Here is a 14,055-nt window from a genome sequence, read left to right as displayed (position 1 = left end):
ACATGATCACTCAAGATATTATTAACTCATTAAAAAGCTATTTTGAAAACTTAACTCAAACAGTGACCATAGTGTTAAACACGGGTGAACATGAAAAACGTTCTGAGTTAGTAGAATTTCTAAGCCAAGTTGCCAGTGCCGGTGAAAAAGTTGTTTTTAAAGAAGAGTTAGTCGATACGCTAAGAAGTCCTTTAAGCTTTAAGTTGCAAACTAATGGCGCTGACAATGGCATTGAATTTTCAGGTATCCCATCAGGGCACGAATTTAACTCTTTAGTACTAGCTATTTTGCACTCAGGCGGTCACCCAATGCAGTTGGATGATCACGTTAAAACTGTAATCAGTAAAGTTGAAGATGTACTGAAGTTTGAAGTGTTTGTAAGCTTAAGTTGCCACAACTGTCCGGAAGTGGTGCAGGCGTTAAATCAGTTCGCATTATTAAATGACAAGATTAGCGTGGAAATGATTGATGGTGGCCTTTATCAAGAGTTAATAGATCAAAGAGGTATCCAAGGCGTTCCAAGTGTTTACCTTAATGGTGAGCTATTTGCTAATGGCAAATTAGACATTGCGACTTTATTGGAAAAGCTGATTGAAAAATTCCCGCAAATAAACAACACAGAAATAACAACGCAATTACCATTGCAAGATGTCACGGTAATTGGTGCTGGTCCAGCTGGAGTGGCGGCTGCAATTTATGCAGCAAGAAAAGGTTTGGCAGTAACTATTGTAGCTGATCGTTTTGGTGGGCAAGTAAAAGATACTATGGGGATTGAGAACCTAATTTCAGTGTCTAAAACAACCGGGCCACAGCTCGTAGCATCAATGCAGGAGCACATGAGTGATTATGAAATCACCATGAAAGAGCATGTTCGTGTTGAGAGAATTGTAAACCAGCAATATTCTAAAAAGATTCACTTAAGCAGCAATGAAATCATCAGTTCCAAAACTGTGATAATCGCTACAGGCGCTCGCTGGAGGGAACTTGGAATTCCTGGAGAGAAAGAAAACATTGGCAATGGCGTGGCTTACTGCCCACATTGTGATGGTCCTTTTTTTAAAGGAAAGGATGTCGCCGTGATTGGAGGTGGTAACTCTGGAATTGAAGCAGCCTTAGATTTGGCGGGTATTGTAAAGTCGGTCACAGTGTTTGAATTTATGCCTGAACTGAAAGCAGATAAAGTTTTAGTAGATAAGGCGCAAGCAACTGAAAATATCGAAATTATTAGTAATGCAGCGACCACTTCTATTGATGCAGACGATGGGAAAGTGAGCGCCATTAATTATGTAAATAGAGCAACTGATGAGGAAAAGACCAAAACTTTGGATGGTGTTTTTGTGCAAATAGGATTAGTGCCGAACAGTCAGTTTGTACAAGATACTATTGAGACTACAAGTTTTGGTGAAATCCTGGTTGATGAAAAATGCAATACATCGGCAGAGGGTATTTTTGCTTGTGGTGATGTGACTACAGTTCCTTATAAACAAATTGTCGTATCTATGGGCGAAGGTGCGAAAGCCTCACTGTCGGCATTTGAATATTTACTCACTCAATACCAAGCAGAAGAAATTGTAAATAACCAAAGCAATTTGGCGGCGGCTTAGTTTAGGTATTAAGAATACTGATAATATCGGGTTTGAATGCCATATTATCTTAGATAGAGGCTTAAAATCTGGGTTGAAAACAGTGTATAATGCGGCCTGTTTAATTTTGTTTTATTTTGAGAGCAATATATGAGTTTTGATAAAGCGCAACCCTTGGTGAGTATCGTTATGGGCTCTAAGTCAGATTGGAGCTGCATGCAAAAAGCTGCTGATTCCTTGGATAAGATTGGTGTGCCTTATGAAGTTGAGGTTGTTTCGGCTCATAGAACGCCAGGGAAAATGTATGAATTTGCCCAACAAGCTGAGTCTCGTGGTATTGAAGTCATTATTGCTGGCGCTGGTGGGGCTGCGCACCTACCCGGTATGGTAGCAGCGATTACTCCTTTGCCCGTATTAGGGGTTCCAGTTAAATCACGAACTTTAAATGGCGTTGATTCGTTACTCTCTATTGCTCAAATGCCTGCGGGCATTCCGGTGGGAACTCTTGCTATTGGTGATGCGGGTTCTGCCAATGCAGGTTTATTTGCCGCTAGCATTCTTGCCAATAAATACCCTGAGTTTAAAATCGCTATTAAAGAGTTTAGAGCGGCTCAAACTCAAACAGTTATGGATAATGCGGACCCAAGAGAGGCGGTATAAATGAAGGTTGGCATTATTGGTGGTGGCCAGCTGGCTCAAATGTTGGCTCAAGCTGGGCAAACGACAGACATGTCTTCATTAGCAATGGATTTCGCCTTTGTAGCACCTGAAAAAGATGCTTGCGCGGCCGCCTATGGTAAGCATTTTGTTTACCCCTACCTTGAGCCAAAAGCTAAAGAAGCTTTAGAAAATTGGTCTGATGTGGTTACTTATGAGTTTGAAAGTATTCCAGTTGCATTAGTTCAAGAACTGGAGAAAGTAAAGCCCGTCCACCCTTCTTCAAAAGCGCTCACTTTAGCCAGCGATCGATTAAATGAAAAAAACATGTTTAATCAGCAAGGAATTGAAACCGCCAGGTTTGCAACAGTGAATAGTCTTGAAGACTTACAAAAAGCTGTAGTAGAAGTTGGATTGCCTGCAATTCTAAAAACGCGTCGCGATGGTTATGACGGCAAAGGACAGGTAGTTTTAAGAGATGAAAGCGAGCTTGTTGCTGCCTGGGACTCTTTAGCACCAGTAGCTTGTATCCTAGAATCCATGGTGAATTTTAAGAGAGAAGTTTCAATTGTGGCTTCTAGAAACGTGGCTGGCGAAATAGCTTATTATCCTTTAGCAGAGAATTATCACAGAGAAGGTATTTTAAGGTTATCACTAAGTTTGCAACATGATCCTAAGCAACAAGAAGCACAAGATATCATTCGTAAAGTAATGGAAGATGTAGGCTACGTTGGCACTATGGCCGTAGAACTTTTCGATTTAGGAGACAAATTTGCGGCTAATGAATTGTCACCTCGCGTCCATAATTCAGGTCATTGGAGTATGGATGGTGCAATTGCCTCCCAGTTTAAGAATCATTTGTTGGCAATTACAAATCAACCACTGCAAGATACTTCCATTCAAAATGCCACCGCAATGGTTAACTTGATCGGTGGAATTCCTGATAAAAAAGCAGTAGCAAGAATTCCTGGAGCTGTCCTATATGATTATGGGAAAGAACCAAAGCCAGGTCGTAAGGTTGGTCATATCAATATATGTGCAGATGGTGATAACGACGAAAACTTTGTGCCAAATATTATTAAAGTCCTCGGTATGGTAAACCAACAAGATTTAATAGCTGAGCTACTGAAGTCGAGCTTTTACAAATAAGTTATTGAATAATAAAAAGCCCTCATTTAAGAGGGCTTTTTTATATGGCGGTGAAGGAGGGATTCGAACCCTCGATAGGCGATTAACCTATACACGCTTTCCAGGCGTGCTCCTTCAGCCGCTCGGACACTTCACCGTAGGCGCAGTAAGATATAAGAAATAACCATTAATGGCAAGGGAAAGCTAATAAATATGGGTTTTTTGAACGGCTACTATATAATGTTTGCAAAATGACTGTTTTAGGATTGTTTTGATGAATTATTGGGGTTTCATTAAAAACAATAAATACCTGTTAGCCTTTGGCTTTTTATGCGTATTTATAGGCAATCTAGGGCAGACCTTTTTCATTTCTTTATTTAATAAAGACTTAGTTACGGACTTGCTTATCAATGAGCAGTCGTTGAGTCTCGTTTATTCCATTGCCACTTTAACCAGTGGTTTTACCTTGTTCTTTATAGGGCCTAAAATTGACAAAGTTGAAGTGAAAGCTTTTACTTTTGCTGTTTTGCTGCTGCTAGTTTTATCCTGTGTCTTGTTCGCATTCAGTCAAAGTCTTTGGATGCTATTTTTTGCTTATTTAGGGCTCCGTCTTTGTGGGCAAGGTTTGATGGGGCATATAGCGACTACCACTTTGTTGCGCTACATTCCTAAAGATAGGGCAAAAGCTGTTAGTATCTCCAGTCAAGGTATGGCTATAGGCGAAATTGTAATGCCTTTGGTGGCTGTGAGTCTTTTAAAGCACTATGGTTTTAACAACAGTTGGCTTATGTATTCAGGTTTTACCTTGTTGGCTTTAATTCCGTTACTGTTTTGGTTGCTACATAAAGCTAAGCTGAAACCTATTGAGCGCTTGGTAGAACAACAAAACCGATCTAAGCAGAAACAATGGACTAGGAAAGAACTGAGCAAAGATTGGCGCTTTTGGTGTTTGGTACCTGCCATTATTGCTCCTGCATTTTTAATTACCGCCTTGTTTTATCATCAAACCTTTTGGGCGGATTTAAAAGGTTGGTCCTTAGAATGGTTAGCGACTGGATTGGCAGTTTATGGCATCATCCACTTTGTTGGTGCTTTATTAGTCGGCCCCTGGGTTGATAAATATAATCCAAGGGTTTTTTTAAATTGGTTTCTATTGCCACTAACATTAGCCATACTGTGTCTTTGGCAGGGCGGCACTGATAATTGGCTGATTGTCTTTATGTTCTTAGCCGGTGTCACCGTGGCGGCCACAGGGCCTATAGTCAATGCCTATTATGCCGAAGTCTTTGGTACCCAACATATAGGTTCTATTCGCTCTATGTTAGGTGCGATTATGATCGGCTCAACGGGTGTTGCGCCATACTTGTTTTCACAGTTTGTAAACATAAATTCTTTTATGGTGTTTGCATTATTTTTTGCCATTTTGGCAATGGTTTTAGTACAGGTTAAACCGTTAGCCGAGAAATTAAGAACTGATATTTAATGGTTACTAATAGTTAAGGTACCTAGACATTTTTTTGTAAAGGATCGGTTTTAATACTACGAATAATATAATCAATATGACAATGAAAAAAACATTACTAATAAAGATACTCCCTTTTGTGATCGTCGGTTTGATTGTTACGATAATCGCGGCGATGTATTTTACTAAACCAGAAGCTAGGAAGCGTCCACAATTTGAGCAGGCAGTCATTGTAGAAGTTCAAACTATAGAGCCTAAACCTTTTCAAGTTTATATTGATTCGTTTGGTAATATCGAAGCCAAAACTTCTGGTAACTTGGTTGCGCAAGCATCCGGTATTATCACTTCCGTTAGCGAAAAAATGGAGTCAGGGCGTAGCTTTAAAAAAGGCGACTTATTAGCGACAATTGATGATAAAGACTATCGAATTGAAGTGACCATCGCTCGAGCGGAGCTAGCTAATGCAAAACTTAGCTTGCAACAGGAAGAAGCATTAGCAGAGCAAGCCATTCGCGACTGGCAGAAAATCAATCCCAATAAAAAAGCTTCATCACTGGTGCTTCGTAAACCGCAAATCGCTTCTGCTAAAGCAAAGTTAGATGCTGCGCAAGCCCGTTTAGAAAAGGCTGAATTAGCGCTTGAACGAACCAATATCATTGCGCCGTATGATGGTAAAGTCATCAGTAAGTTATCGGATCTCGGCCAGCTGGTGAACCAAAACACTGCTATTGCTAGCATATTCTCGACCTCGAATTTGGAGATCCGTTTACCAATTCCCACCAGTAAAGTCGAATTTTTGCCTAGCTTCAATCAAGATAGCAAGGTCGAGCTTGTTGCGGATTTTGGCACCTTCAGTAAAAGCTGGCCAGCGACTTTAGACCGCAGCGATAGCATTATCGATCAAACTAGTAGACAGTGGTTTGTAACCGCAATTATTGATGGCAGCATTTTAGAAAATGAGCCTTTACTTAAGGTCGGTCAGTTTGTGAATGCCCGAATTTTTGGCGTTAGCCTTGACCAGGCAATAGTTATTCCTAGTAAATATATTTATGACGATGGCCAAGTGTACCTATACCGCGATGGCAAGTTAGCACGTCAGAAAATTGAGACTCAGTGGCAAGGTGGGGATTTGAGTTTAATCAAATCTGGGGTAGCAGCGGGTGACCAGCTAATTACTACACCACTTCGATTTGTTGCTGATGGCGCTAGCTTGCAAATAAAAGGGCAAGCAGCAGCAAAAAAATGGCAGGGCAAACCAGGCAATGCTCAAACCAAGAAGAAAAAAGCGACCAACGGAGATTCCAAATGATTGCATGGTTCGCACGAAATCCAGTAGCCGCCAATATGCTCATGGTGGTTATACTTTTAGCCGGTGCTTTTACTATTTTCAAAAGGGTAACCGTAGAACGCTTTCCTAGCATCGAAATTAACACTATCACCGTTACAGTTCCTTTTCGAGGAGCTTCTCCGGAAGAAGCAGAAAGAACGATTTCTACTCGAGTCGAAGAGGCTGTTTTTGATTTGGAAGGTATTGATAAGCTTCGCTCGGTTTCATCAGAAGGCTCCTCAACGGTTATTATCGAAATAGAAGATAGTTACGACATGGAGCTTTTGCTCGACAAAGTAAAAAGTCGGGTTGATGCCTTAAACACTTTGCCGGTTGAAGCGGAAAGACCAATTATCCGTCGCAGTGAATTTAATCGAGAAACGATTAGTGTAATGGTTTCGGGCGAGTTACCAGAGCAAGAACTGCGCGAATATGCTGATATTTTGCAAGAAGAAATGCTTACCATTGAAGGTATAACCCAAATAGAAACTTCCGGCGTAAGGGCTTTTGAGATTGCTATAGAAGTCAATCAGGACTTGCTTAATGAATATGGATTAACTTTACAAGAAATTGCTAATGCCATTAATAATGATTCACTTGATTTATCTGCAGGACAAGTGCGCTCGGATAAAGGCGATATTTTATTACGTTTAAAAGGTCAGTCTTATACTCAGCGCGAGTTTCTAGAAATACCTATTTTGACACAAGCCGATGGTACTCGAATTTTACTTAAAGACATTGCTCGAATTAAAGATGGCTTTGAAGAACAAGGTTTGAATACGCGTTTTGATGGAAGACCTGCTATAGAGCTTGAAATTTTTAGAGTCGGCGATCAAAGCGAAATACAAGTGGCGCAAAAAATTAAAGATTTTGTAACAGCTAAACAGGGGAAAATTCCAGCTGGTTTAGAAGTTGGAATTTGGCGTGATCAATCCAAAGGACTTAAAGCACGCTTATCTACCTTGAATTATAGCCTGTTACAAGGTGGTATTTTGGTTATCATCTTACTGACATTGTTTTTGCGTCCAACTATCGCTTTGTGGGTAAGTCTTGGTATCCCAATTGCCTTTGCTGGTGGTATTGCCCTAATGCCAGAAATGGGCGCCACAGTTAACTTGATTAGCTTGTTTGCTTTTATCTTAGTGCTGGGGATTGTGGTTGACGATGCAATTGTGACCGGTGAAAATATTTATAATCACTTAAGTCGAGGTTCGCCGCCCTTAGAAGCAGCGATTAATGGCACTAAAGAAGTTGCGGTCCCAGTAACTTTTGGAATCATTACCACCATGATTGCCTTTGTCCCTATTCTGTTTTTACCTGGCGGGTGGGGTAAGTGGTATTTTCAGCTCCCCTTAATTGTTATACCCGTTTTATTTTTCTCGCTGGTAGAATCAAAACTGATCTTGCCTGCTCACCTAGGTCATATGAAGTTCAAAAAGAAGCAGGAAGAGGGTAATGCTTTTCAGCGTTTTCAGCAAAAGTTTGCCAATGGCTTTGAGGCTGGAATTGTAAAGTTTTATAAGCCGGTTTTAAACTTTGCCATCAGCCATTGGGCAATTACGGTGACTTTCTTTATTGGATTGCTCTACATCATTTATTTTGCGGTTTCTTTAGGCCATACTAAATTTTCTTCTTTTCCAAGAATTCCAAGTGAAACTGCACGTAACTCACTATCGATGCCTGCCGGTACACCGTTCGAAGTAACGGATGACTACATTCAACGAATCACTAATGCGGCGATCGAATTAAAAGAGAAATATCGAGATACTGAAACTGGTGAAAGTGTTATTACTCATGTGTTTTCTGTATCCGGCGCTGGCGGTCGTAGCGCTAGTCCAAATCGTGGTCGTGTGATGTTTGAGACCATTCCGCCGGAAGAGCGAGCGAATGATGTTTCTATTGGTCAACTTGTTAGAGAGTGGCGACAATTAATAGGTCCGCTTCCTGGTGCTGAAACTTTGAATTTTAGAGCAGAGATAGGTCGTAGCCGTGATCCTATTGATATTCAGCTCAGTGGCGCTGATACCATTCAGCTCAATCAAGCTGCAGAACAAATTAAAACGATTTTAACGAATGCAGAGGGTGTTTTTGATATTGCCGACTCCTTCTCTAAGGGTAAGCAAGAAATTCAATTTGATTTGAAACCGCAAGCTGAGGCTTTGGGAGTTAATTTAAGCAGTCTTGCTCGTCAGGTCCGAAGTGCATTTTTTGGCGTAGAAGTGCAGCGGATCCAGCGAGGTCGAGACGATGTAAGGGTAATGTTACGACTCTCAGAAGAAGAACGAAGCTCATTAGATGAGTTGAAAAACTTGTTAGTTCAAGTTCCTAATGGCGGTAAATTGCCTTTACACCAATTAGCTGATTTGTCTTATGGAAATAGTCCGTCGTCAATTACCAGAATCGATCGTCGGAGAACTATTAATATTACCGCGGATGTGGACAAAGCGAATAGCAATATCCTGACCATCAGAGAAGGTATCAATAATGATGTCGCGCAGCTTTTAGAAAACTTTCCTGGAATTGGATATAGTTTAGAAGGCGAAGCCAGAGAAGAAAGTGAATTGTTTAGCAGCATTTATGTCAGTATTTTATTTGTGATGCTTGCGATATATGTTTTATTAGCGATTGTGTTTAAGTCTTACCATAAGCCATTTATCGTAATGGCTGTGATACCCCTAGGCGCGGTTATGGCGGTGCTTGGACATTGGTTAATGGGCTTAACCTTAAGCATGATGTCAATCCTTGGGATGCTGGCTTTAACCGGTGTAGTAGTCAATGACAGCTTAGTGTTAGTGGACTATATTAACAAGCAACGAGAGAAGGGGATTGCTAGAAAAGAAGCGGTATTGAATGCAGGTATAAGGCGTTTACGACCAATTATGCTGACCTCGTTAACCACCTTCGTTGGTTTGATTCCGATTATTTTTGATAAATCTACTCAAGCACAATTCTTAATTCCAATGGGGGTTTCTTTAGGTTTTGGGATTCTTTTCGCAACAGCCATAACCTTGATATTGGTACCGTTGTTTTATTACAGAGTCAAAGCGTTGGTTGTTTTCATGCTTAGCTTTGCAGCTTTATTGGGTTATCAATATCAAGATTGGATATTAGAGTTAATCGCTAGAGTATAAAAAAAGCGCTGTAAATACAGCGCTTTTTTTTGGAACATAATATCTAAACAGCTTTTCGTTTTCTTAGTCTTAATAATAAAACTAACGAGATTAACCATCCTATGGAACCGCCGCCTCCGCCGCCACCGCTTGATGGAGGAGGTGTTGGAGCAGCGTCATTATCCAGAATAGTCACTGTTGCACTGGTTGGTGAGCCTAAAGTTGCACCTTGCACATTGGTTAATGTAATGCTTATAGTCTCATTAACTTCATCGATAGTGTCTTCTGTGATGTTAATTGTGAAGGTTGAGCTACTATCAACTCCATCAGCCCAAGTTAAAGTTCCGCTACTAGAAGTGTAGTCAGATCCAGCAGTTGCTGTGTTATCAGAAGTTGCGTAATCAACAGACGCTGCGCCTTTACTACCACCCGCTCTTGTTAGAGTTATGGTAACAGTACCAGCTGACTCATTAACGCTATAACTTGTTGCTGATAGTTGAATCGTACCAGGGCTATCATCATCATTGACGGTTATCACAGCAGAGCCATTAGCTCCGATAGCTGCTCCGCCAGTAGCATTACTCAAGCTTACATTAATGGTTTCGGCTGATTCCACAGTATCGTCATTTAAAATGGCGACGGTGAATGTTTTAGCCGTGTTCTCGCCGTCAGCCCAACTCAAAGTGCCTGTGGTTGCTGTATAGTCTGAGCCGTCAATTGCAGTACCATCGCTTGTCGCAAAATCTACGGTTACAGCACCTTGAGTACCGCCTCTTTCTACGGTGACTGTTGCAGTACCATCGGCTTCATTGACAGTTATAGCAGCAGGGTTAATTTCAAATGAACCAGGAGCAGGGGCATTAAAACTAGCTTCAATAGTGTAGGTATGGAAAGTTTGAGCAAAATTAACCACAACAATGTGATAAACACCTTCTTTTGGAGCTGCAATGGTAACGTTTTCATTACCATCTTGGTTACCACTTACAAAAACGTCAGGATTAGTTCTGTCGTACTCAAAGAATCCTGAGCCTTCTGGTGGATCTAATGTAATGTTATAAACAGGCGGTTCATTATAGCCAACCAACAAATCAATATCTGTTGAGTTTGTAGTGGTAGTACTAATAACTAAATCAGTAGCACCTGCTGGAACATTAACGGTATATGCATGGTACTCATCCCAAAACCAACGCTGGAACTGCTGGCTGTGCACTTCATTAGGGTTGATTTTACTAATCTCATGGTAGAACTGTCTAGATGCAAGATCACCATTGTCACTAGTCATAGCTAAAGTAAACAGCTCTGTTTCGTTACCAATGAAGTCGCTTGCAGAAACTTCAAACCTAACTTCGGCAGTAGAGTCTTGAGCAATAGTCGATACATTAGCTTGAGCTGTATTGATGGTGAAAAGTGAAGAATTAGTGGATAGTGTCGCACTAATGTTGTTTTCAGCAGTCCATACATTTTCAAGGGTAAGCACTAAATCAACGGTCTCACCTGGATCAAAAATACCATTGTTATTTCCTGTCGCTGAGTCATCAATGGTTAACTTATTAATTACAACTACACCGGTTGTTAAAGGTGCTAATGCTTTAGCTGCATCTAGGCGACCTGTTGCAGTGGTGCCGTTGAAAGAAGTTTTTGCTTGAATAGTAGATGCACTTCTCTCGCCACCATTTAGCAGTTGAGCTTTTAACTGTTTGTAGTCAGTTGCTCCTGTATTTTCTTTAATTAATGCAGCAACACCAGCAACTAGAGGGCTCGAAAAAGAGGTTCCTGCAGTTGATGAATACGATGAGTTAATGCTAGTAGTAAATATACCTTGACCAGGTGCAGCGATATCTACAGTGAATGGGCCCCATTGAGAGAAGCTTGTAATTAAGTCGTTATTACTAGTCGCAGCAACTGAAACCATATTCGGTAAATCATAATTTGCTGGGAAAACAATTCGACCTTTGTCATTATTCATATCGCCATTACCTGCAGAAGTAACTAACAAAATCCCTGCATTTAATGCTCGGTTATAAGCGTCGAATTGAGCTTGGCTAAAGCTTGGCCCACCAAAGCTCATGTTGACGATAGAAGCATTTTGGGCAATTGCCTCGTCAACCGCTTGAATAATTGCTGATGAAGTTAAGTCGACTTTTAGTGGCAACACCTGAACAGCCCAGCTAGCACCAGCGATACCTACGGCATTATTAGCTGTAGCGCCAAAAGTACCAGTCACAAGTGTTCCATGGCTTTGGTCATTAGCAGTGAATCCAGCATCGGTATTACCACCACAATAAGTAGCATCTGAGGCAAAACACTTACCATCATTGATAAAGTTGCTACTAAGATCAGGGTGGTTTAGATCGAATCCATCATCTATCACGGCGACCAATGTATTTGGCGCGCTATTTTGAATATCCCAAGCAGCCAACATGTTAATATCAGCACCATTTAGGTTGGTGTTATTGATATACCATTGAGATGATAAACTTGGATCGTTTGGTGTAAGAGTTGAGTAGTATGTATAATTCTTTTCTACGTACTCATATAAGCCAGTTGCCATTAACTCTTCAATTTTATCTTCCAGAATTACTGTTTTATCTAGAATGTTAATAACCGCATAATCATTTGAAGTTTCTAACATTTCGATAGAAACACCTAAATTAGCCAAAGAATAATTTTTCTGATAAGGAGCAGGTTTTAATTTGGCAACAAGTTGATTTGGAATGAAGTCTTCTTTTTCAACTTGCGGAAGAATTTTTGCATTGATATTAGTCGAGTGCGTCGAAGCTAACGTCGCTACTAATAAAGAATAAAAAAAATGTTTTTTCATATATAGGACCATTAATTTGATTTTTTCATAGGGTAATTCGGCTCAGCATATCTGACCAAATTACTTGAGTTCAGTTGATTTAATATTGCATCCATATCAACATTCTCACTCGCTTGCACAAGAAGAGTACCGTCTTTGGTAATCGGTTTAACCACTTCAAGGTTCAAAGTAGATAAATAATTCTCAACTATGTCTTTAGTAGCATCACTCTTGAAAGCTACGATTAATTGTTTGCCTTGATCCGGTTTGGCTAATTTATCATCCGTCGAACCGCATGAAACTAACAAGAATAAAACACTTATTGTTGCTAGTATCGAGGTCATTAACTTCATTTATCACTCCAATATCAATACCTTATAAGTTCAGCCAAATATTATACAGAAAATGACCCTGCTAATCCTTAATTGCTACAATTTAACAATAAAATAGCTAAACGTTTGATTCTAAATAGGTTATTAGGTTTTGCTGACAACCGTACAAGACTTGAATTGTAAAGCTTTGTGTATTTTGTTGTGATAAAATTCGTACAAACAATTCTTGCAAACTATTCAATGTCTTTTGTTCGTTACGCCCAGATTTGGGCTATTCTGGGTTTTATAACCATATTAGGCTATGCAGTTTATCGGTTGTTTGGTCATTTTCTGCTATCGTGGGAGTACGAATATCAGTGGTACCACTGGCTAATTTTGGTTGGGAATACTGCTTTTATGGCTTACTCCGAGGGTTATAAAGGCTTTCAGCAAAGTTACTCTATTAAGTTTTCCAATCGTTTACGTCAAATTGAAAGTAATCCAAGCATTGCCATTGGTCTACTGGCACCATTGTATTGTATGAGTTACTTTGCGGCGGATAGAAGAAATATCCTATCAGCTTATATTCTTACCTTTGCAATTGTTCTTTTAATAATCTTTTTTAGTTATATTCCTCAACCATGGCGAGGGATTTTAGATGTTGGGGTAGTCGTAGGGTTATCTTGGGGGATTATCGCTACCTTTGTTTTATGCCTAAATGTATTTAAGAAAAGTTAAACTAATAGCTTTATAAACAGTGAACTGAAGAAATGGTGGGCCCGCCCCGACTTGAACGGGGGACCTGCCGATTATGAGTCGGATGCTCTAACCAACTGAGCTACGGGCCCTTATAGAATCAGGGTAAGTCCTGAAAGAAAGCGCATTTTACCTCAAGTCTGTTTTTTGGCAAGCCAAATTCTAGGTTTAATCAATATTATTATCCCCCCTTGAACATGGTTCAAAGTGAAGAGAAGGGGATGTTGTAAATCAGTTGTGATTATTCCGGGACAGTTCAATAAGTTTTTTATAATGTAAGTAAACGGTAGTTTGTCATCCGAATGTAAAACTTTCACAAACGTTAGGAGAGGATCTTGTTTAAAACTATTCTCGCACTAATATGTGAGCCTCACCAATAAGCCGAGCTTATTTTTTAATACAATCGTGTATTAAGCAATTTATGGGGATAATTATGAGTAAGCATTTAACGTTACTGTTCGTCGTATCATTTCTATTTTTCTCGACTAATGCTACAGCTAATTTTGATAAAGCCATGAAAGCATATGATGAGCAACAATTTGAGCTTGCTTATCAAGTGTTTTTGAAATTAGCTAAGGAAGGGAATGAAGATGCTCAATATAATCTTGGTTTAATGTACTTGGATGGTGTGGGAGTTGAAAAAAATCTCTTGAAAGCCTATGCCTGGATTAAGGTTTCGGATGAAAGTAACTCCTTTGAGTTGGACTTATTGTCAGAGATAGAAAATGACTTAGGAAAGTCAAAAGCGTCTAACCTTAATCAATATTATAAGCAATTAAAGAAAACCCTACCTTAAAGTGCTAATAAAAGGCCTGCAATTTGCAGGCCTTTTATTAGCACTTAATATATAAAAAATATTAGCTTTACGTGTAAACTTCACAAGTCATAGTAGATAGTTTGAGTTAGAATATCTCTATTAAG

At 39.9% G+C, this 14,055-nt stretch carries 10 protein-coding genes and 2 tRNA genes; 8 read left to right on the top strand and 4 right to left on the bottom strand.

All coding sequences use genetic code 11. The features are described 5' to 3' along the window. Positions 1-2 precede the first annotated feature (2 nt). The 3 genes from ahpF to GJS41_RS05535 all read left to right on the top strand — a co-directional run bounded on the left by ahpF (position 3) and on the right by GJS41_RS05535 (position 3,389). Positions 3-1,604: an alkyl hydroperoxide reductase subunit F gene (gene ahpF, locus GJS41_RS05545; RefSeq protein ID WP_154246304.1), complete on the top strand. Its 1,602-nt coding sequence runs from the start codon at positions 3-5 to the stop codon at positions 1,602-1,604. A 129-nt stretch (positions 1,605-1,733) separates the two neighbouring features. Further along, on the top strand, positions 1,734-2,243 hold the full coding sequence (gene purE, locus GJS41_RS05540) for a 5-(carboxyamino)imidazole ribonucleotide mutase (protein ID WP_154246303.1): 510 nt from the start codon (positions 1,734-1,736) through the stop codon (positions 2,241-2,243). Beyond that, a complete protein-coding gene (locus GJS41_RS05535; RefSeq protein ID WP_154246302.1) occupies positions 2,244-3,389 on the top strand; it encodes a 5-(carboxyamino)imidazole ribonucleotide synthase in 1,146 nt (381 codons plus the stop codon). A 45-nt stretch (positions 3,390-3,434) separates the two neighbouring features. Here GJS41_RS05535 and GJS41_RS05530 read toward each other — a convergent pair. Beyond that, positions 3,435-3,525, bottom strand: a tRNA-Ser gene (locus GJS41_RS05530). 117 nt (positions 3,526-3,642) lie between these two features. Here GJS41_RS05530 and GJS41_RS05525 point away from each other — a divergent pair. The 3 genes from GJS41_RS05525 (at position 3,643) to GJS41_RS05515 (ending at position 9,288) form a co-directional block, all read left to right on the top strand. Continuing rightward, positions 3,643-4,851 carry an MFS transporter gene (locus tag GJS41_RS05525; RefSeq protein ID WP_154246301.1) on the top strand — a complete coding sequence of 403 codons (1,209 nt, stop codon included), beginning with the start codon at positions 3,643-3,645 and terminating at the stop codon, positions 4,849-4,851. Positions 4,852-4,933: 82 nt separating this feature from the next. Continuing rightward, positions 4,934-6,139, top strand: a complete 1,206-nt coding sequence (locus GJS41_RS05520) for an efflux RND transporter periplasmic adaptor subunit (RefSeq protein WP_227551253.1) — start codon at positions 4,934-4,936, stop codon at positions 6,137-6,139. Further along, positions 6,136-9,288: an efflux RND transporter permease subunit gene (locus GJS41_RS05515; RefSeq protein ID WP_154246299.1), complete on the top strand. Its 3,153-nt coding sequence runs from the start codon at positions 6,136-6,138 to the stop codon at positions 9,286-9,288. The genes GJS41_RS05520 and GJS41_RS05515 overlap by 4 nt, the downstream gene beginning before the upstream one ends. A gap of 43 nt (positions 9,289-9,331) precedes the next feature. Here the strand turns inward: GJS41_RS05515 and GJS41_RS05510 are convergent, their stop codons facing one another. Beyond that, positions 9,332-12,088, bottom strand: a complete 2,757-nt coding sequence (locus GJS41_RS05510) for a S8 family serine peptidase (protein ID WP_195758347.1) — start codon at positions 12,086-12,088, stop codon at positions 9,332-9,334. A gap of 11 nt (positions 12,089-12,099) precedes the next feature. Next, a complete protein-coding gene (locus GJS41_RS05505) occupies positions 12,100-12,420 on the bottom strand; it encodes a hypothetical protein (protein ID WP_154246297.1) in 321 nt (106 codons plus the stop codon). Between the two features lie 219 nt (positions 12,421-12,639). On the opposite strand from GJS41_RS05505, the gene GJS41_RS05500 reads away from it, so the two are divergent. Beyond that, the gene (locus GJS41_RS05500; protein ID WP_154246296.1) at positions 12,640-13,116 is read left to right on the top strand and encodes a hypothetical protein; all 477 of its coding nucleotides are present in this window, start codon (positions 12,640-12,642) and stop codon (positions 13,114-13,116) included. A 33-nt stretch (positions 13,117-13,149) separates the two neighbouring features. Here the strand turns inward: GJS41_RS05500 and GJS41_RS05495 are convergent. Next, positions 13,150-13,226 (bottom strand) — tRNA-Ile (locus GJS41_RS05495). A gap of 341 nt (positions 13,227-13,567) precedes the next feature. Between GJS41_RS05495 and GJS41_RS05490 the strand changes: the two genes are divergently transcribed. Then, the gene (locus tag GJS41_RS05490) at positions 13,568-13,930 is read left to right on the top strand and encodes a tetratricopeptide repeat protein (RefSeq protein WP_154246295.1); all 363 of its coding nucleotides are present in this window, start codon (positions 13,568-13,570) and stop codon (positions 13,928-13,930) included. Positions 13,931-14,055: the final 125 nt, after the last annotated feature.

The organism is Kangiella sp. HZ709 (genome assembly GCF_009674675.1).
Taxonomy (GTDB): Bacteria; Pseudomonadota; Gammaproteobacteria; order Enterobacterales; family Kangiellaceae; genus Kangiella.
Note: the sequence above shows the minus strand (reverse complement) of the source record. Positions and strands in the feature narration are given on the sequence as shown.